The sequence below is a fragment of the Candidatus Andeanibacterium sp. genome (genome assembly GCF_057143545.1).
The window spans coordinates 1-17,630 of sequence record NZ_DBNHSF010000087.1; the positions used below are offsets into that span (position 1 = coordinate 1).

Below are 17,630 nucleotides of genomic sequence, written 5' to 3' on the forward strand. Positions count from 1 at the left end.
GGCGCCCGGTGCAATGCCGAGCTCGTTCTTCGCAGTACGTACGGCGCTGGTCAGTGCAATCAGCCAGTCGACCTCGGCTTTGGCTTCCGCATCGACTTCGGCTCCGGGTTCGGGCCATTTTGCGGCGATCAGCGGATAGTCTGGTCTGTCGCCCTGCTTCGACCACAGCTCTTCTGTGATGAAGGGCATGAAAGGGTGCAGCATGACGAGGATCTGGTCGAGCGCCCAGCCGGCGACCAGCTTGGTCTCGGCGTCGACCTGGCCCTTGATGAGTTCCAGGTACCAGTCGCAGAAAGTGTCCCAAACGAAGTGATAGATTGCGTTGGCGGCGGCATCGAAGCGCAGCTCGGCCATGGCCTTGTCGATTGCGACCTGGCACTCGACCACTTCGCCGATAATCCACTTGTTGACCGCCGATGCGGCGGGCGGGGCGGCGAGGCTCCTGGTCCCGGAAATGCCGTTCGCCTGGCAGAAGCGCGCCGCGTTCCACAGCTTGGTCGCGAAATTGCGGTAACCCTCGACCCGCTTCTCGTCCATCTTGATGTCGCGGCCCTGGCTTTCCATCGCCGCCATGAAGAAGCGCAGCGCATCGGCGCCGTATTTGTCGATCAGGCCCAGCGGATCGACGACATTGCCCTTCGACTTCGACATCTTCTGCCCGTCGGGCGCGCGCACGAGGCCATGAAGATAGAGCCGCTTCCACGGCACATCCTTCATGAAGTGGATGCCCTGCATCGCCATCCGGGCATCCCAGAAGAACAATATGTCGAAGCCCGAGATCAGGAGGTCGTTGGGATAGTGGCGGGCTAACAAATCCTCCCCGGCTTGCCGGGGAGGGGGAGGATCCTGGGGCCAGCCGAGCGTGGCGAAGGGCCACAGCGCGGAGGAGAACCAGGTGTCGAGGACGTCTTGGTCTCGCCAAAGACCAACTTTCGTCGGATCGCCGTTGGTCCCCAAATATGCCAAAGGCGCATTTTCAGCTTCGAAGAATTGAGTTGCTCCTTCATAACTCTTCTCTGCCAGCGCGACTGCATCCTCAAAAGTCTCCGCAACAAACACTTCGTTTGAGACTGATGCATCGCCGACGACGTAGTTTGGAGTTCCATCGGCAATCGCAGGCCCATACCACGCCGGAATCCGGTGCCCCCACCACAATTGCCGCGAAACGCACCACGGCTGGATGTTCTCCATCCAGTTGAAATAGGTCTTTTCCCAGCTCTTCGGCACGATCTCGATTCTACCCGATTTCACCGCTTCGATCGCGGGCTTGGCGAGCACCGCCGCATCGACATACCACTGGTCGGTCAGCCAGGGTTCGATCACCACTCCGCCGCGATCGCCGAACGGCGTCTGGATCGTGCGCGGCTCCGCGTCGTGCTCGTTGCCGTCCTTGTCCACGTGCGGGACGAGGCAGCCGAGTTGATTGAGTTCGGCCACCACCATGTCGCGCGCGACAAAGCGGTTCTTGCCAAGATATTTCTCGGGGATCAGCCCGTCCGAGGTCTGGACCACATTCGCCTCGGCATCGAACATGTTGAGCATCTCGGATGGCGCGATCCCGGCCCGCTTGCCGACTTCGAAGTCGTTGAAATCGTGGCCCGGCGTGATCTTGACCGCGCCCGATCCGAGTTCCGGATCGGCATGCTCGTCGGCCACCACCTTCACCCGGCGCCCGGTGATCGGCAGGACCACCTCCCTGCCGACGACGGATGCGTAGCGCTCGTCGGTCGGATGCACCGCCACCGCCATGTCGGCGAGCATGGTTTCGGGCCTTGTGGTCGCGACCACGATATGATCGGCGCCGCTGTCCAGCTTCACCCCGTCGGCCAGCGGATATCTGAAGTGCCAGAAGCTCCCTGGCAGCTCCCGCGTCTCGACTTCGAGGTCGCTGATCGCGGTCCTGAGCTTGGGGTCCCAATTGACCAGCCGCTTGTCGCGGTAGATCAGGCCTTCGTTGTAGAGCTCGACGAACACCTTCACCACCGCGCGGGTGAAATGCTCGTCCATGGTGAACTGTTCGCGGCTCCAGTCCATCGAGCAGCCCAGCCGCCGCAATTGCTTCGTGATCTGGCCGCCGCTTTCGGCCTTCCACTCCCACACCTTGGCGATGAATTCCTCGCGGCTGTAATTGGTGCGCTTGTCCTGCCGCTTCTCGAGTTCGCGCTCGACCACCATCTGGGTCGCGATCCCGGCATGGTCCATGCCGACCACCCACAGCGCATCCTTGCCGCGCAACCGCTCGTAGCGGACCACCACGTCCTGCAACGTGTTGTCGAGCGCGTGGCCGATATGGAGCGAGCCCGTGACATTGGGCGGCGGGTTGACGATGGTGAAGGGTTCGGCCTCGGGCCGATCGGGCCGGAACAGCCCGTTCGACTCCCAGAATTCGTACCATTTCGCCTCGATCGCGGCCGGGTCGAAAGTCTTGTCGAGTTCGCTGCTCATGATTGGCAGGCCTTTGCCAGTGGCATTGCTGCGGTGCAAGACAAGTCCACCCTTGAATTGGCCCGAAAACTTGTCGTCGCGGGTTTTTGACCGCATAGCTGCTCGCCATGCGCGAATGGGCCGATTTCGAAGTCGCGGAACAGGAGGGGGGCACCGTCAAGGTGGCGCTGACCGGCCCCTTGCTGGTCTCGACCATCGGCGTGCTCGACCGTGAATTGCGCAAGATCCAGCACAGGGTCGATGTCGTCGATCTCAGCGGCTGCGGCGCCTGCGACACGGTGGGGGCATGGACCGTCTGGCGCTTCGCGGACGCGAAAGGTGCCAGGATCATCGGCGAAAGCGAGGAAACGGGCGCGTTGATCAAGGCCGTCAGGGTCCATGACCAGATCGAGGAGATCGAGCCGCCCCATGTTCCTTTGTTGCGTTTCGTTCCCGCGGCGGTCGGTCACAAGATGTTCGACCTCGGCGGCGGGACATTGCGGCTGCTCGGCTTCTTCGGCGCCATCCTGGTTGCCACGTTCCATTTGCTGCGCCATCCCTCGCGCTTCCGGACGAACTCGCTGATCCGCCAGATCGAGCTGGTCGGGGTGACATCGCTGCCGATCATCGGGCTGATGAGCTTCCTCATTGGCATCGTGATTGCCCAGCAGGGCGCGGTCCAGCTCGAACAATTCGGTGCGGAAATCCTCACCATCAACCTCGTCGGGCGGCTCTCGCTGCGCGAACTGGGCATATTGATGACCGCGATCATGGTCGCGGGCCGTTCGGGCTCGGCCTTTGCCGCGCAGATCGGCACGATGAAGCTGACCGAAGAAGTCGACGCGATGCGGACGATCGGGGTCTCGCCGGTCGAGGCGCTGATCATTCCGCGCATCCTTGCTGCGGTGCTGCTGATGCCGTTGCTCGGCTTCTATTCCGCGCTGGTCGCGATCATCGGCGGGGCGGTGATTTCCGATATCACCCTCGGCATCCCGTTCTGGACCTTCCTCAACCGGATTCAGGACGTGGTGCCGGTCCACGATTTGTGGGTCGGGCTGATCAAGGGCCCGGTGTTCGGCCTGATCGTTGCGCTTGCGGGGTGTTACCAGGGGATGCAGGTTGAAGGGAATGCCGAGGAAGTCGGCATCCGCACCACCAAGGCGGTGGTCCAGGGCATCTTCATGGTGATCGTGCTCGACGCGTTTTTTGCCGTGTTCTTCACCGAGGTCGGCTGGGGATGAGCGGCGCCGACCCGATCCACAACGAGCCCCGCATGGTGCGGCGGGTCGAGCATCGCGCGCGGCTGCGCAGGCACGATATGTACCAGGGCGACTTTCCGATCGTCGTCGAAGGTCTGGTCAATTGTTTCGGCAGCCAGGTGGTGCATGAAGACCTTTCGCTGAAGGTCAGGCGCGGCGAGATCCTCGGCGTCGTCGGTGGTTCGGGCACCGGCAAATCGGTGCTGATGCGTTCGATCATCGGCCTGCAATTGCCCGAGGCCGGGCAGATCGAGGTGTTCGGGCGGTCGATCGCCGACCACCACGAGGAAGCCGAAATCGATATCCGCTCGCGCTGGGGCGTGCTGTTCCAGGGCGGCGCGCTGTTCTCGACTCTCACTGTCGGCGAGAATGTCGAAGTTCCGCTGAGAGAATTTTATCCCGAGATCACCGCCGAACTGAGGCGCGAGATCGCGAGTTACAAGGTGCGGCTTTCGGGTCTTGCCGAAGGTACGGCCAGCAAGTTTCCCTCGCAGCTTTCGGGCGGGATGAAGAAGCGCGCCGGGCTCGCCCGCGCATTGGCGCTCGACCCCGAACTGCTGTTTCTCGACGAACCGACCGCCGGGCTCGATCCGGTTGGCGCGGCGGCGTTCGACAAGCTTACCCGCGAACTGGCCGACATCCTGGGCCTGACGGTGTTCCTCATTACCCACGATCTCGATACGCTGCACGAGATCTGCGACCGGATCGCGGTGCTGGCCGACAAGAAGGTGATCGCGGTCGGGACGATCCCCGAATTGCTCGCGACCGATCATCCGTGGATCCAGGAATATTTTGCCGGTCCGCGCGGACGGGCCGCGCTGGCCAGCCGGGAAATGAGCTAAGCCATGGACTCGGGCGGAAAATCGGGGGATTAGGGGCATGAGGGACTGGGCGCATATCCCACATGGTCGTGGCTTGAGCCGGAAGCGGCCAGATCAAGGAACGAGGACGAAGGACATGCCACAGCATATTCGAGGACGAGCGACGATGGGATGGTCGCTTCAGGCCAAGTCCTTCCAGGATGGCCCGCTGCGGGCGACCTGCTGCGTCGCGCCGCTCGACCGGGGAGCAGGCCTCGCTCTTCGCGCCGCTTCTTGCATATCATCCCGCGGCGGAGCCACCACGGCTCATGCGGGGTATGGGCCCAGGCCCTGATATGGAGACACGGTCGAACTTTATCTGGGTCGGAGCGGTCACGCTGGCGCTGCTTGCCGCACTGGCGATCTTCATCGTCTGGCTCGCCGGTCTGGATGAGGGCAGCACCAAGGAATACGACGTTCTGTTCGAACAATCGGTCGAAGGCCTCGCGATCGGCTCGCAGGTGACCTTTTCGGGCGTTCCCGCCGGCCAGGTGACGGAGATCGAGCTGTACGAGAAGAATCCCGAATTCGTCCGCGTCCGGATCAAGATCGACGAGAAGGTGCCGATCCTCATCGGCACGACTGCCACGATTCAGTCGAGCTTTACCGGTGTCGCCAAGATCCTGCTCGACGGCGCGGTGAGCGGTCGGCCGGAAATAGATTGCGAAACAACCGCCTGTCCCGAAGGAAAGCCCGTTATCCCGCCCCAGGCCGGCGGCCTCGGCGCATTGCTCAACACGGCGCCGGTGTTGCTCGACCGGCTGGCGACGCTGTCGGAGCGGCTCAACCAACTCCTTTCGGACGAGAACCAGCGCAATATTTCGGCGATCCTGGCCAATACCAACCGGATGACCGGCAGCCTCGCCGATGCCTCCCCCGAATTGCAGGGCACGCTGGTCGAATTCCGGGCGACGCTGGCGCAGGCGAGCGAGAGCCTTGCCGCCTTTGAAAAGACCATGCAATCGACCGACCGGCTATTGGCCGGTGACGGACAGCCGCTCGCTCAGCAATTGCGCGCGACGCTGGCCTCGGCGCAGCAGGCGGCCCAGGCGCTCGAACGCACGCTTGCCAGTACCGAGCCCGCAACCCGCAAGCTGGCCGAAACCACCTTGCCCGCCGCCGAGGCGACCATGCGCGACCTGCGCGAAACCAGCGCGGCGCTGCGTGCGATTACCGAAAAACTCGACGACCAGGGCGCGGGCGCCTTGCTGGGCGGCTCCAAGCTGCCGGATTACGAACCATGAGGAAGGGGGCCGCCACGATGCCGATTTTCGCAAAGCGCAGGGCGGCCTGCCTGGCGGCGTTTGCCCCGGTCCTTGTGCTGGCGGGCTGCGTCAGCCTCGGCGAGGACCCGCCCGAGAGCCTGCTGAGCCTGACCCCCACCCGCACTGCCGCGGCGGGCGAGGATACCTACGGCTCCGTGGCGCAGGCCATCGCGGTGTTCGAGCCGGACGCTCCGCGCAAGCTCGACGTCGTCAGGGTGCCGGTGCAGGTCAACGATTCGACCGTGGCCTATCTCCAGGATGCGGTGTGGGTCGAAAAGCCTGCGCGCCTGTTTGCCGCGCTGGTCAGCGAAACCATCCGCGCGAGCGGCAGCCGGCTGGTGATCGAAGGGGCCGATATCCGTCATTCCGCCGCGACCAGGCTGACCGGGCAATTGCTCGAAATGGGCTATGACGCGTCTTCGGGCTCGGTTGTGGTGCGCTTCGATGCGATCCTGCAACTGCCAGACGGGCAGGTGCGGACAAGGCGCTTCGAAGCGGAAGTGAACGGCGTGCTCCCCGAGGCCATGGATGTCGGGCCGGCGCTCAACCGGGCCGCCAACCAGGTCGCGGGCGAGGTGGCCGACTGGGTAGGCTGAGGAAAGGCCGCGAAGCAAAGTCCCGGCAAGCCGAAGCCTGCCGGGACCGGTTCTGGGGGGGACAGAACCTGGAGCGATTTCGAGCCGGATGGAATCATCTGGCGACTCGGAAATCGCGGCAAAACAAGGTCCTGGAGCGCCGGCTTTGATGCAAGCAAAGCCGATAGCGCTCTAGGCAAGCCTGCCGTGCATGACGATGGTTTCGTTCATGTTGTAGAAGTTCGGCGAAGTCGCCTGGACTGCCGCGTGGATTTCCTCGAACTGCGCGCGGGTACCGTCGCCTTCGAGGGTCACGAGATAATTGAGCTCGCGATACCCGTTCGGCACCGCGGGATCGATCCCGAGGAAGCCGCGCAGGTCGAGTTCGCCCGACATCTCGATTCGGCAGGCGGTCAGGTTGATGCCGCGGATCGCGGCCTGGGCGACGTAGCCGACCATCATGCAGGCGTTGACTGCGCTCATCAGCAGTTCCTGCGGATTGGGCGCGCTGTTGGTTCCCAGCAGCTCGAACGGTTCGTCGGCGACGACCTTGAAGCGGCGATCGATCCGCTGGCCGCCGATCGTGTAGCTTTCGACGGTCGATTCCGAGCGGGTCTGGCCGACCCATTCGGTTCGGACACGGAATTCGACGATTCCCTTGGCGTGATCGTGGCTGACGGCGTCGACCGTTTCGGTCAGGGCATCGAGATCGATCCCGTTGACGCGCCCGGCCTTGGCGATATCGGTAATGGCATTCATCGGTATTCTCCTTTCAAAGGTGTGAGGTTTCAGGAATTCATGCCAGGGTGGCGAGAGCGCCCTGAATGCGGCTCATCTGGCTTTCGGTGACAAGGCTGGTCAGGACCTTGCCGAAATGCGGGTGCTGGGCGCCGCTGAAGATGTACTGCCAGCGATAGGCCTTGAGGAACGCAGCCGCGATCGCGGCGGATTCTTCCGCGTCGACCGCGCGCCCGCAGGCCTCCGCGAAATAGGCTGCATCCGCGACAGACTGTGCCTGCAGGATGCCGTCGACCGCGACGACCAACTGGATGAAGTCTTCGACGCCCTGGTCGCGCTCCGCATCGCCGATCCCGGAATCGTGCCTGACCAGCTCGAGCTCGTCGAGGATCGCGTGCTGGCTCTCTTCCTTCCAGTGATAGAGGAAGACATCCTTGAACAGGGGCGACAGGGCGGTGTCGGGATCGATGCTCTGGCGGTAATGCGACTGGGTGAACAGCTCGATGTCGAGCGTCAGCAGCAGCACCGACCAGGTGCTCTTGCCGAGCACGACGCCGGCAACGGCGTCGGGGTCGACATCGAAGCGATAGCCAGCGGGCAGGACCTCGCCGATCATCCGGTCGATCCGGCGGAACAGTTCCTGGTGCTTGAGTTCCTCGTCGCTGAAGCGCACCAGCGCTTCAAGCGCGACCTGGTCGCCGAGCCAGTACTCGCGGCTGATCTCGAGCACCTTGGCGTTGATGAAGCGTTCGACGAGGCCGAACACATTGGCATAGGTCCGCCCCTGGATCTGGCTGACAAAGCGCTTCTCGTCGGCCGAAAGCGACGCGAATTCGCCGATCAGCGAGAGGCCGTCGGGAAGGTACTTGTCGCCGGGGCCGAAGCTCCGGCCGCGGATCACGTCCTGGTCGATATCCCAGCGCACCCGCTTCGAGGCATTGATGCAGCGCTCGTAACGGTTGGCTTCGATGATGGCAGTCTGGGCATTCATGATAATGCTCCCGTGATTCGAAATGGGTGGGGTGGGGTCGGGGCGGTCCTCAGACCGCCCCGCCGTTGAGCGCGAGGGCCATCAGCCCCCCGCCGATCCAGGCCACGGTGCAGAACAGGGCTGCAGCGAGGCCGGCGGCCGCCGAAGTGGCCGGGTCGTATCTTTGATGGATCATGTTCTTCTGTCCTTTTGTCGGTTTGCCGCGACGTGCGGCGCTGGCAGCCCTGTGGGCCGCATCCGTTGGAGCCGGCGTTGGAAAGATCGTGGAAATTGACCTGCCGCGCGCGGGACCGCATTTTCCACGCTCCCGCAATGGCGCGATTGGTCGTGGATCGACTGTTGAAGTTCGGGATTTCATCGGTATTTTCCTCTAAATTGCTGATAATCACGGACGTCTGTCCGGCTTATCGATGCACGTTTCTCTATCGCTTGGGAGCCGGCCCGTTCTATGATCGCCCTGCCGGAAGATCTGACCGATCTACCTGAATGCGGTGGAGAGCCGGAATGGACGTGTTATCCGATGTCTTGCGTGTCGCACGGCTCAAGGGCGGCGTTTTCCTGCATGCCGAGTTCTCGGCACCATGGTGTATTGCCGCGCAAGTAACCCCGGACGTGTGCGCCCCGTTCATGGAGCGGGTTTCGCACGTCATTCCGTATCACTATGTCGTTACGGGCGAGATGCTCGTCAGCTCCGGCGTGGCCGGCACTGCGCCGGTTCGGCTCCGGGCCGGGGAACTCGTCCTGTTCCCGCACAACGACTTGCATGTCATGGGCAGCACGATCAGCCGCCACCCGGTTTCCGCAGACGAGATCATAAGTCCGCCATCCGATCAGGGCCTGTTCTCGATCAGGCATGGCGGAGGTGGCGAGAATGTGCGGCTGGTGTGCGGATTTCTCGGGTGTGACCATGCCGAGATGAATCCAGTGCTTTCGACGTTGCCTCGAATGCTTGTGCTCGACGGCGACCCTGGGGGCGGCGACGAATGGATTCGCTCGACCTTCAAATTCGCCGCCGACGAAGTCGCCACTGGGCGGCCGGGCTCGACAGCCGTACTCGGCAAGCTGTCCGAACTGCTCTTCGTCGAAGCGGTGCGCCGCTACGCAGAGGCGTTGCCCGAAGGCCAGACAGGATGGCTCGCAGGGCTCGGCGACCAATATGTGGCGCGGGCGCTGGCGTTGTTCCACGCCGATGTCGCGCGCGACTGGTCCAATGACAGCCTTGCTGCGGCCGTGGGCCTTTCGCGTTCCGCCCTTGCCGACCGCTTCAGTCGGCTGATCGGCATGGCGCCGATCCATTACCTGGCGCATTGGCGGATGCAGGTCGCCGCGCAGGAATTGTGCAACAGCAGTGCTTCGCTCGCACAAATCGCCCATTCGGTCGGTTACGAGTCCGAAGCTTCGTTTTCGCGGGCCTTCAAGAAGGTGTTCGGGACAGCCCCTGCCAGTTGGCGCCGCGACTCCATTGGGAACGATCGCGCATGACGGCACGACGGCCGGGTATCCAGACCGCACCGAGCTTCAAGCCGCGGATCGCGGGCTGTTCAATCTCCGGCGCACTCGCCTTGAGGCGGCGATGAATTTGACGCGGGCGCAGCATGCCCATAATTTCCACGCTCTCGCGCAGTCGAAGGAGGAGGGGGCGGCGCTCGAACTGCAATTTATCGGCGACGTGATCGTCAAGCAGGATGGCCGGGCGATAGGGCTGCCGGCCTCGAAGAAGACGCGCGCGCTGCTCGCCTATCTGGCCGTCACCCGCCGCGCGCACCGCCGCGAACGGCTCTGCGCCCTGTTCTGGAACGTGCCCGACGACCCCAAGGGGGCGCTGCGCTGGAGCCTCAGCAAGCTGCGCCAGGTCGTCGATGAAGAGGATGCGGTTCGTCTCAAGGCCGATCGCGACGGTGTGCGGTTCGATCCCGTCGAGACCAGTATCGACCTCGACCGGCTGGCAGCGGCGGCGGACTGCGACGACATCGCCCTGCTCGAGCAGGCTGCAGCGATTCGCGGCGAATTCGCCCCCGGGCTCGACTTGCGGGGCTGCGAGGAATTCGACAGCTGGCTGGTCGCACAGCGCGAGGACGTCCGCCGGATGCAGAGCGGGATCTGCTTGCGGCTGGTGGCGGCGCTGGCCGGCCAGCCCGAGCGGGCGCTGCCTTACGCCAGGCAACTGGTCGAGGACGACCCGCTCGACGAGCAGGCATGGGAGACCCTGATCGACCTGCTCGTCAAGTGCGGACGCGAGGAGGAAGCCGAGGCCCAGCGCACGCTCGCGAAACGCGGACTGGAATCGGCCGACATCCCCGTTCCCCCATCGCTGAGCATGTCCCGCCCTGTTGCCTCGCCACGAGTTGCCGCTTCACCCTCGACTCCGCCGGTCCAGCAGCAGGTCGAATTCTGCACCGCGCCCGACGGCACCGGCCTGGCCTACAGCCTGGTCGGCAAGGGCCCGCCGCTGGTCAAGACCGCCAACTGGCTCAACCACCTCGAATTCGAATGGGAGAGCCCGATCTGGCGGCACTGGATCGCCCAACTTTCCGAAGAGCGAACATTGCTGCGCTATGATGAGCGCGGTAACGGCCTGTCCGACTGGAACGTCGAACGCATGTCGTTCGAGGCCTTTGTCGAGGATCTCGAGACGGTAGTCGATGCCGCCGGCTTCGAGCGCTTCGACCTGCTCGGAATCTCGCAGGGCTGCGCGGTTTCGATCGCCTATGCCGTGAAATTTCCCGAGCGGGTCCGGCGGCTGGTGCTCTATGGCGGCTACTCCCAGGGCTGGGCCAGGCGCAACGATCCCGAAGAGATCGCCCGGCGCGAAGCGATGGTCACGCTCACCGGAGTCGGCTGGGGCAGGGACAACCCGGCCTTCCGGCAGATGTTCACCTCGCTCTATTTCCCCCATGCGACCGAGGAACAGGCGAACTGGTTCAACGAGCTGCAGCGGATATCCGCTTCGCCCGCGGGCGCCCAGCGGCTCCAGCGGGTGCTCAGCCAGATCGATGTACGCCATTTGTTGCGCAAGGTGCAGGTGCCGACGCTCGTCATGCATTGCCGGGGCGACGAGGTGATCCCGTTCGAGGCCGGGCGGATGCTTGCGCGGCATATTCCCGGCGCGAAGTTTGTCGCGCTCGACAGCCCCAATCACCTGGTGCTGGCGGACGAGCCCGCTTGGCCGACGGTGGTGGCGCAGATCCGCCAGTTCCTTGCGCGGCGCGAAGACTGAGCGCTGGCCTTGCCAGGGCGGCTCCATGCCGGTGGCGGACTTTATCTGACAGCTAGGCGGCGGCCTTCCTGGCTTGCCGCGCATATTCGGTGATCATCGCGCCGAACAGCGGGCTGGAGAAAGCCAGCCCCGCGCGCTTTGTTCCGGCCCACGCGACCGTCGCGGGAAGGACGAGGTGTTCGTCGAGCTCGAGCGCGATCCGGTCGCCGCGGTCGAGCACCTTCCACGGCAATTCGAGGCAGCATCCGCCTTCCGAGACGTTGCTGATGAGCGCCTTCCAGCTTTCGCCTTCGCGGCGGCAGACCGCATTGAGTACGATCGGAACACGCTCGGCCGTGCGCCTGTCCTGTGACATATCCCGCCCCCTTTGCCGAGCGGACTAGCAGGCGAGGGTAAACGGAGCGTTTACTGTGAGGTGCGGCGTGCAAGGCGCGCAAACTCGATTGCGCGGGAAAAGTCGGCAAATCGCGCGGCACGGCGGGTTTCCGCGCTCCTTTCCCAGCCCCATTGCTCGGCCTGCCAGTCTTCCTCGCAATTCGCCGCTTGCCACAAGGCCTCCGCCTCGGCGTCATCTTCCAGCGCTTCGAGACCGATCACCAGCGAAGCGGATAGCGAGGTCAGCGCTTGCAGCGCCGCAAGTGTGAAGGGATCGCGCGTTTCGAGCCCGGATTTCAGTGCAGCAAGCGTTTCGGGGCGTTGGTGGCGATGGACAATCCCGCTGACCCGCTCGAATTTGAGGCCCAGCCGCTGTTCTGCGCGGGCCAGCAGCGGCTCCCACAATTCCAGCTGGCGCAGGAACAGCGGCTCGTCGGGATCGGCGCGATAGCAGAGCGTATCGGTCTCGGCATAGGGCAGCATGGATGCGATCACGGATGCCGGATCGGGAGCGACGACATCGATCGCATAATCAGCGTGGTCGCGCAGCTTGAGGGTGTTGGGATCGATCTGCTCGCCCTGGCCTCGCCATTCCTCGGCCAGCGCCTCGGCGAGGACCTCGCTCGGGACGATCTGGAGGTTTCCCTGCTGGGTCTTGATTCCTCGCCCATCGAGCATGACCTGCCAGCCGCCGGTAACGGGCTCGATCGATACGTCCTTGTAGAAGCGTTTCACCGGTCTTTTGTCCGCCAGCTCTTCGCAATCACGTTGGGCAGGAAGAAGAACTCGACAAAGCCGGTCACGACCAGCGCATAGGCGACCCATTGCGGCGCCTCCAGCCGGCCATATTGGACTGCAATGCCGAGCAGGACGAGCGACAGCCCGGAGAGCCGCACCGCGTTGAGGACCCAGAAGCGGTTGCGCGCGAGCTTGTCGCCCTCGTTCATGCCAGCAGCTCTCCCAATTGTGCAGCGCTCACTGCGACTGCATCTGCGCCCGCGTCCAGCAGCTCCTCTGGCGCATGATAGCCCCAGGCGACCCCGATTGCCCGAACGCCTGCGCTTCTCGCCATTTCGATGTCATAGGCGGTATCGCCGATCATCACGGCATGTTCGGGCCGGGCGAGCGCTTCGGCAAGCGCCGCCTCCAGCATCGAGGGATGCGGCTTCGAGGGATGCCGGTCGGCGGTCTGGAGCGTGCAGAACAGGTCCACGAGGCCATGGTTCGACAGCACGGTCTTCAAGCCCCGTTCGGACTTGCCGGTCGCCACGCCCAGCCGCCAGCCGGCGCGGTGGAGCGTGCCGAGAAGGTCGGCAACCCCTTCGAACAGCGGCTCGTGCACCCTTCCTTCCTGGCGCGCAGCGAAGAAGGCCGCCTTGTAGGCTTCGACCGCATGGGCGATGCGCTCGTCCTCCGCTTCGGGTGCGAGCGACCGGATCGCCACCGGCAGGCTCAGGCCGACGATCCGGCGGACCGCGCTGCGCTGGGGCAGGGGCAGGCCGGTGCCGGCGAAGGCCGCCTCCATCGCCTCGCACACCGCCGACTGGCCATCGACCAGCGTCCCGTCGCAATCGAACACGGCGAGGCGAATGGTCATGCACCGATCCTCCCACTGCGGGGGAGGGGGACCGCCGGGCGAAGCCCGGTGGTGGAGGGGTGTCCCCGCCGGCGGTTACACCCCTCCGTCAGCCCTGCGGGCTGCCACCTCCCCTTCCAGGGGAGGACCCGCCGCAAACTCATCTTTTCCCCCGCTCAGGCCTGGCAGACGCGCCCCGCCGCTTGCGCTCGCCGCGCCGCTCCTTGCGATATTGCTTGGCATGGGCGCGGGCAGCCTGCTTCTTGTCCTCGCGCGATTTTGGCGGGGCCTCGTCTTCGATCGGCGCGGCAGCGCTCTGCGCCGGATCGAAGCCGAGCTGTTCCATGCTCGCCGCGAAATGCTCGGGCAGGTCCGCCGTCACATCGAGCTTCTTCCCGTCGGGATGGTCGATGATCAGCCGCCGCGCATGGAGGTGCATCTTGCGGCTGATCCCGCTGCCCGGGAGATAGGCATCCTGCCCGCCATATTTGCCGTCGCCCATGATCGGATGGCCGATCGCGGCGAGGTGGACGCGCAGCTGGTGGGTCCGCCCGGTGAGCGGCTGGAGCTCGATCCAGCAGGCGCGCTTGCCCGCGCGGTCGACCACGCGATAGCGGGTCCTGGCCGGTTGGCCGCGCTCCTCGTCGACATGCATCTTCTCGCCGCCGGTGCCGGGCTGCTTGGCGATCGGCGCGTCGATCGTGCCTGCGATGACGTCGGGCACGCCGGTGACCAGCGCCCAGTAGATCTTCTTTGCCGAGCGGCCCGCAAAGCGCTTCGAAAAGAACGCCGCGCTGCCGGGCGTGCGGGCGACCAGCAGCACGCCGCTGGTATCCTTGTCGAGCCGGTGGACGAGGCGCGGGCGGGGATCGTCCTCACCCCCTTGTGAATTTGGGGGAGCAAACGCGTCGAGCAGCCCGTCGACATGGTTGAAGGTCCTGGTCCCGCCCTGGGTCGCGAGGCCGGGCGGCTTGTTGAGCACGATCGCGGCCTCGTCCTGCATGATGACCATGGCTCGCGCTGCCGCGATCTCTTCGGGAGACAGTTCGCGCCGCTGGCGCGGTTTCCTTGCGCTGTCCTCGCCGCCCGGCGGAACCCGCAATTGCTGGCCCGCGCTCAGCCTGTCTTCCACCTTGGCGCGCTTGCCGTCGACCCGGATCTGGCCGGTCCGCGCCCAGCGCGAAACCGTGCCGAAGCCGACCTGCGGCAGATTGCGCTTGAACCAGCGGTCGAGCCTTACTCCGTCATCGTCGGGCCCGACAGTGAACTGGCGGACGTCAAGGCTCATCCGGCGAGCCGCATAATGATTAGGCCGAGATAGAGCGCGGCGAGCCCCGCGAGCACCGAAACGCCGGCATAGGTGGTCGCCAGCGCCGGTTGGCCGCGCTCGATCAGCAGCATTAGTTCGAGGCTGAAGGCGGAAAAGGTGGTGAACCCGCCGAGCAGGCCGACGCCGAGCAGCAACCGCCAGTGATCGCCGCCGCTGCCATGCCGCGCCAGCCACCCGGCAAGCAGGCCCATCGCGAGGCTGCCGAGCACGTTCACGCTCAGCGTCGCCCACGGGAAAGCAGTAACCGTGTTGGGGCCGAGCCACAGGGTCAGCATTCGGCCGACCTGGTGGCGCAGGACCGCGCCCGCGCCGCCGCCCAGCGCGACATAGGCGGTTGCGGCAAGGGGGGAGGTTGCGCTCATGGCTGCGCCTTAGCCGCGCGCGGGGCAGGGGGGAAGGGCGGTTGGACGATCAGTAGTGGTAGCGGCACTGCGCAATTTCCAATTGCTGGTCAGCGCCTTTGCCTGCCACCCTGTAAACCATCCTGTCTTCCTGGGTCACTCTGCGGGACCACCAGCCCTTGAGGTCGCCCTTGAGCGGTTCGGGCTTGCCCGTGCCCTTGAACGGCGTACGCCGACATTCTTCGATCAAATCATTGAGCCGCTTGAGGATCTTCGGATCTGCGCCGAGCCAATGCTGGTAATCTTCCCAGGCATTGTCCGAAAAGACGATTTTCACGGCTTGGCGAGCTCACGCTCCGAACCCTGGCCTCGATCGAGTTGGCGGATTGAATCACGCAGGCGCTCGGCATTCTTCTGGTTGGATAGGAGATGCAGGGTCTCTTCCATGGCGTTCCAGTCATCGAGCGAGACCATCACCACGGATTCGGACTTCTGGCGGGTCACGACGACATGCGTCCGGTCGCCGACCACGCGGTCCATAAGCTTCTTCAGGTTCGCGCGGGCATCCGAATATGAGATCACTTCCATTGTTCGATCCTTTCGGGATGCTTTTTGTACTAATTATTGTACAAATCAAGCAAATTGTGAATTTGCGCGAGCGGTGAGCGCCTGTCTGCGAGAAGCCCCGAAACCCTTGCTTTTGCCCCGTCATTTGGCTAGGTGCGGCCCCAGTCGAGCCGGTCCGTCAAGGGATTCGGCGCAATTTTCGTTAGTTTTTGCGGTGTAACCCGCCGTTTTGCGGGGTTTCGCCGGTTGCTGTGAGGTGTTGGATTTTATGCAGATCATCGTTCGCGATAACAATGTCGACCAGGCCCTTCGTGCGCTCAAGAAGAAGCTGCAGCGCGAAGGAGTGTATCGCGAAATGAAGCTGCGCCGCCATTACGAGAAGCCAAGCGAGAAGCGCGCGCGCGAAAAGGCCGCCGCGGTCCGCCGCGCGCGCAAGCTCGAACGCAAGCGGGTCGAGCGCGACGGCTAACCAGTTCTTGCCTAGTTCACAGCATTAAGCCAAAGGCGCGGGAAGCAATTCCCGCGCTTTTCGTTTGTCGAAGCCTCCAAGGAACCCGAAATGGCCGAAGTCACCCGCGTCCCGCTGCAACCGCTGAAGAAGGGTTCGCTCACCAAGCTGTGGCTGGCGATCGTGGTGGTGATCCTGGCTGGTGCGCTGATGGCCTATGTCACGGTGCCCAAGGGCGTTTCGATCACGACCACCACCGAAGGAATGGGCGAAAGCCCGTCGGTCGGCGACGTCGTGTTCGTCAATTACACAGGCAAGCTGGCCGACGGGACCGTGTTCGAACAGAGCCAGCCGTTCCCGGTCCCCGTGCCCGGCATCCTGCCCGAAGGCACGCCGATGCTGCTGGAGGATGGCCAGATCATCCCCGGCTTCATCGAAGGGCTGACCAGGATGCAGAAGGGCGGGAAATACGAACTCCATATTCCGGCGGACAAGGCCTATGGCGCCAACCCTGCCCCGGGATCGCCCATTCCGCCCAATGCCGACCTCGTATTCGAGATCGAACTGGTCGATTTCATGAGCCGCGAGGACATGGACCGGCGCGTTGCGACGATCCGCCAGATGGTCGAACTGCAGCAGGCCGCGCAGGACGGCGAAGCAGCCGAAGCGCCTGCACAATAAGCACAATTTGAACCACTTGCGGCGCGGCCCGTTTGGGCCGATCCTTGCCCGATGAGCGAAGAACGAATCGCGCCCGAACCAACGGGCAGCGGGGGAGAGTGGGCCGAGCGCCCGTGGATTCTGGCGGCAATGCTCGGCTCTGCCGGGCTGCTGATCTGGCTCGTCACCGACGGGAATGACGATGTCCCGTGGCAGATGGCCGCTGCCGCCTTCCTGTTCTTCGGGCCGCTCAGCGCGGCGATGGCGCTTGAGCGCGAGCGCTGGAAGGAAGTCGCGATCTTTGCGGTCGTGGCCGGCCTCGTCATGGCCGGGCTCGCCTGGCGCGCGGTGAGTGTGCAGGATCGTTTCGCCGACGAGCAATACGGCTTTGCCGCGGGCGTCGTCGCGACGGTGATCGCGCTGCCGCTGTTCCAGGCCGGCTTCCATCGGCTGCGCTTCAGCACACCCTATCGCGACATCCATTTCCACGTCTGGACCGATGCGGTGAGCGCCGCCGGGAGCCTCGCCTTTGTCGGGCTGACCTGGCTGATGACGCTGCTGCTCGCCAGCTTGTTCCAGCTCCTCAAGATCGATTTCCTGATGGATCTGATCGAGGAGGGCTGGTTCGGCTGGATGCTGTCGGGCGCGGCCTTCGGCGGGGCGCTCGGCGTGCTGAGGAACAAGCTCGGCATCCTGCACACGTTGTTCTCGGTGGTGCAGCTGGTGCTCTCGCTGCTCGCGGTGCCGCTGGCTCTGGGGCTGGTCGTGTTCCTGCTTGCGATGGTGGTGTCGGGCCCCGAAGTGCTGTGGGAGGCAACCCGCAGCGCAACGCCGCTGCTGCTTGCCTGCGCGGTCGGGGCCTTCGTCCTCACCAACGCGATCGTGCGCGACGACGATACCGAAATGACGACCAATGTGCTGATGCGGGTGACTTCGCTGGTGCTGGCGCTCACGATCTTCCCGCTGACGATTTTCGCGGCGGTTTCGATGGGCACGCGGGTCGC

At 64.4% G+C, this 17,630-nt stretch carries 20 protein-coding genes and 1 pseudogene; 9 read left to right on the forward strand and 12 right to left on the reverse strand.

Translation table 11 applies throughout. The annotated features are described in order from the left end of the window. Window positions 1-2,445: valine--tRNA ligase (locus AC16XC_RS05410; protein WP_484033625.1), on the reverse strand; the 2,445-nt coding region annotated here is incomplete at its 3' end. 107 nt (window positions 2,446-2,552) lie between these two features. Here AC16XC_RS05410 and AC16XC_RS05415 point away from each other — a divergent pair. From AC16XC_RS05415 to AC16XC_RS05430, 4 genes are all read left to right on the forward strand, one after another. Then, window positions 2,553-3,665 carry an MlaE family ABC transporter permease gene (locus AC16XC_RS05415; protein ID WP_484033626.1) on the forward strand — a complete coding sequence of 371 codons (1,113 nt, stop codon included), beginning with the start codon at window positions 2,553-2,555 and terminating at the stop codon, window positions 3,663-3,665. Window positions 3,666-3,697: 32 nt separating this feature from the next. After that, complete coding sequence (locus AC16XC_RS05420) at window positions 3,698-4,525, forward strand: ABC transporter ATP-binding protein (RefSeq protein ID WP_484033644.1); 828 nt, start codon at window positions 3,698-3,700, stop codon at window positions 4,523-4,525. Window positions 4,526-4,839: 314 nt separating this feature from the next. After that, window positions 4,840-5,787 (forward strand): MlaD family protein, encoded by a 948-nt coding sequence (locus AC16XC_RS05425; protein ID WP_484033627.1) that lies wholly within the window; start codon window positions 4,840-4,842, stop codon window positions 5,785-5,787. Further along, entirely contained in the window at window positions 5,784-6,404 is a 621-nt protein-coding gene (locus tag AC16XC_RS05430) for an ABC-type transport auxiliary lipoprotein family protein (protein WP_484033628.1), read from the forward strand. Before AC16XC_RS05425 ends, AC16XC_RS05430 begins: the two co-directional genes overlap by 4 nt. 171 nt (window positions 6,405-6,575) lie before the next feature. Here the strand turns inward: AC16XC_RS05430 and AC16XC_RS05435 are convergent, their stop codons facing one another. From AC16XC_RS05435 to AC16XC_RS05445, 3 genes are read right to left on the reverse strand one after another with little or no spacing between them, the layout of a single operon-like run. Next, complete coding sequence (locus tag AC16XC_RS05435; protein ID WP_484033629.1) at window positions 6,576-7,142, reverse strand: OsmC family protein; 567 nt, start codon at window positions 7,140-7,142, stop codon at window positions 6,576-6,578. Between the two features lie 37 nt (window positions 7,143-7,179). After that, window positions 7,180-8,112, reverse strand: a complete 933-nt coding sequence (locus tag AC16XC_RS05440) for a hypothetical protein (RefSeq protein ID WP_484033630.1) — start codon at window positions 8,110-8,112, stop codon at window positions 7,180-7,182. Window positions 8,113-8,161: 49 nt separating this feature from the next. Beyond that, window positions 8,162-8,287, reverse strand: a complete 126-nt coding sequence (locus AC16XC_RS05445) for a hypothetical protein (RefSeq protein ID WP_484033631.1) — start codon at window positions 8,285-8,287, stop codon at window positions 8,162-8,164. Between the two features lie 329 nt (window positions 8,288-8,616). Between AC16XC_RS05445 and AC16XC_RS05450 the strand changes: the two genes are divergently transcribed. Both AC16XC_RS05450 and AC16XC_RS05455 read left to right on the forward strand, forming a co-directional pair. Beyond that, window positions 8,617-9,594: an AraC family transcriptional regulator gene (locus AC16XC_RS05450; protein ID WP_484033632.1), complete on the forward strand. Its 978-nt coding sequence runs from the start codon at window positions 8,617-8,619 to the stop codon at window positions 9,592-9,594. 91 nt (window positions 9,595-9,685) lie between these two features. After that, on the forward strand, window positions 9,686-11,329 hold the full coding sequence (locus AC16XC_RS05455) for a bifunctional AfsR/SARP family transcriptional regulator/alpha/beta hydrolase (protein ID WP_484033633.1): 1,644 nt from the start codon (window positions 9,686-9,688) through the stop codon (window positions 11,327-11,329). Between the two features lie 52 nt (window positions 11,330-11,381). On the opposite strand, the gene AC16XC_RS05460 is transcribed toward AC16XC_RS05455, so the two are convergent. The 8 genes from AC16XC_RS05460 to AC16XC_RS05495 all read right to left on the reverse strand — a co-directional run bounded on the left by AC16XC_RS05460 (window position 11,382) and on the right by AC16XC_RS05495 (window position 15,539). Next, entirely contained in the window at window positions 11,382-11,684 is a 303-nt protein-coding gene (locus AC16XC_RS05460; protein WP_484033634.1) for a PilZ domain-containing protein, read from the reverse strand. Window positions 11,685-11,734: 50 nt separating this feature from the next. Beyond that, the gene (locus tag AC16XC_RS05465) at window positions 11,735-12,439 is read right to left on the reverse strand and encodes an ATP12 family chaperone protein (RefSeq protein WP_484033635.1); all 705 of its coding nucleotides are present in this window, start codon (window positions 12,437-12,439) and stop codon (window positions 11,735-11,737) included. Beyond that, window positions 12,436-12,651: a hypothetical protein gene (locus AC16XC_RS05470; protein WP_484033636.1), complete on the reverse strand. Its 216-nt coding sequence runs from the start codon at window positions 12,649-12,651 to the stop codon at window positions 12,436-12,438. Before AC16XC_RS05470 ends, AC16XC_RS05465 begins: the two co-directional genes overlap by 4 nt. After that, window positions 12,648-13,301, reverse strand: a complete 654-nt coding sequence (locus tag AC16XC_RS05475) for an HAD-IA family hydrolase (RefSeq protein WP_484033637.1) — start codon at window positions 13,299-13,301, stop codon at window positions 12,648-12,650. Before AC16XC_RS05475 ends, AC16XC_RS05470 begins: the two co-directional genes overlap by 4 nt. Window positions 13,302-13,440: 139 nt before the next feature. Next, complete coding sequence (locus AC16XC_RS05480; protein ID WP_484033638.1) at window positions 13,441-14,568, reverse strand: RluA family pseudouridine synthase; 1,128 nt, start codon at window positions 14,566-14,568, stop codon at window positions 13,441-13,443. After that, window positions 14,565-14,972 (reverse strand): fluoride efflux transporter CrcB, encoded by a 408-nt coding sequence (crcB, locus tag AC16XC_RS05485; RefSeq protein ID WP_484033639.1) that lies wholly within the window; start codon window positions 14,970-14,972, stop codon window positions 14,565-14,567. The genes AC16XC_RS05480 and crcB overlap by 4 nt, the downstream gene beginning before the upstream one ends. A gap of 49 nt (window positions 14,973-15,021) precedes the next feature. Next, complete coding sequence (locus tag AC16XC_RS05490) at window positions 15,022-15,288, reverse strand: Txe/YoeB family addiction module toxin (RefSeq protein WP_484033640.1); 267 nt, start codon at window positions 15,286-15,288, stop codon at window positions 15,022-15,024. Beyond that, window positions 15,285-15,539, reverse strand: a complete 255-nt coding sequence (locus AC16XC_RS05495; RefSeq protein ID WP_484033641.1) for a type II toxin-antitoxin system Phd/YefM family antitoxin — start codon at window positions 15,537-15,539, stop codon at window positions 15,285-15,287. Before AC16XC_RS05495 ends, AC16XC_RS05490 begins: the two co-directional genes overlap by 4 nt. A 247-nt stretch (window positions 15,540-15,786) precedes the next feature. Between AC16XC_RS05495 and rpsU the strand changes: the two genes are divergently transcribed. The 3 genes and pseudogenes from rpsU to AC16XC_RS05510 form a co-directional block, all read left to right on the forward strand. Next, a complete protein-coding gene (gene rpsU / locus AC16XC_RS05500) occupies window positions 15,787-15,987 on the forward strand; it encodes a 30S ribosomal protein S21 (protein WP_484033642.1) in 201 nt (66 codons plus the stop codon). A gap of 90 nt (window positions 15,988-16,077) precedes the next feature. Continuing rightward, a complete protein-coding gene (locus AC16XC_RS05505) occupies window positions 16,078-16,647 on the forward strand; it encodes an FKBP-type peptidyl-prolyl cis-trans isomerase (protein ID WP_484033643.1) in 570 nt (189 codons plus the stop codon). Window positions 16,648-16,698: 51 nt separating this feature from the next. Then, window positions 16,699-17,630, forward strand: a pseudogene (locus AC16XC_RS05510) (DUF4153 domain-containing protein); the annotation flags it as partial.

Bases quoted from the DNA above. Each gene is read 5' to 3' on its own strand.
- AC16XC_RS05415 (WP_484033626.1), top strand. From the start codon at position 2,553: ATGCGCGAATGGGCCGATTTCGAAGTCGCGGAACAGGAGGGGGGCACC.
- AC16XC_RS05420 (WP_484033644.1), top strand. From the start codon at position 3,698: ATGGTGCGGCGGGTCGAGCATCGCGCGCGGCTGCGCAGGCACGATATG.
- AC16XC_RS05425 (WP_484033627.1), top strand. From the start codon at position 4,840: ATGGAGACACGGTCGAACTTTATCTGGGTCGGAGCGGTCACGCTGGCG.
- AC16XC_RS05430 (WP_484033628.1), top strand. From the start codon at position 5,784: ATGAGGAAGGGGGCCGCCACGATGCCGATTTTCGCAAAGCGCAGGGCG.
- AC16XC_RS05435 (WP_484033629.1), bottom strand. From the start codon at position 7,142: ATGAATGCCATTACCGATATCGCCAAGGCCGGGCGCGTCAACGGGATC.
- AC16XC_RS05440 (WP_484033630.1), bottom strand. From the start codon at position 8,112: ATGAATGCCCAGACTGCCATCATCGAAGCCAACCGTTACGAGCGCTGC.
- AC16XC_RS05445 (WP_484033631.1), bottom strand. From the start codon at position 8,287: ATGATCCATCAAAGATACGACCCGGCCACTTCGGCGGCCGCCGGCCTC.
- AC16XC_RS05450 (WP_484033632.1), top strand. From the start codon at position 8,617: ATGGACGTGTTATCCGATGTCTTGCGTGTCGCACGGCTCAAGGGCGGC.
- AC16XC_RS05455 (WP_484033633.1), top strand. From the start codon at position 9,686: ATGAATTTGACGCGGGCGCAGCATGCCCATAATTTCCACGCTCTCGCG.
- AC16XC_RS05460 (WP_484033634.1), bottom strand. From the start codon at position 11,684: ATGTCACAGGACAGGCGCACGGCCGAGCGTGTTCCGATCGTACTCAAT.
- AC16XC_RS05470 (WP_484033636.1), bottom strand. From the start codon at position 12,651: ATGAACGAGGGCGACAAGCTCGCGCGCAACCGCTTCTGGGTCCTCAAC.
- AC16XC_RS05475 (WP_484033637.1), bottom strand. From the start codon at position 13,301: ATGACCATTCGCCTCGCCGTGTTCGATTGCGACGGGACGCTGGTCGAT.
- AC16XC_RS05480 (WP_484033638.1), bottom strand. From the start codon at position 14,568: ATGAGCCTTGACGTCCGCCAGTTCACTGTCGGGCCCGACGATGACGGA.
- crcB (WP_484033639.1), bottom strand. From the start codon at position 14,972: ATGAGCGCAACCTCCCCCCTTGCCGCAACCGCCTATGTCGCGCTGGGC.
- AC16XC_RS05495 (WP_484033641.1), bottom strand. From the start codon at position 15,539: ATGGAAGTGATCTCATATTCGGATGCCCGCGCGAACCTGAAGAAGCTT.
- rpsU (WP_484033642.1), top strand. From the start codon at position 15,787: ATGCAGATCATCGTTCGCGATAACAATGTCGACCAGGCCCTTCGTGCG.
- AC16XC_RS05505 (WP_484033643.1), top strand. From the start codon at position 16,078: ATGGCCGAAGTCACCCGCGTCCCGCTGCAACCGCTGAAGAAGGGTTCG.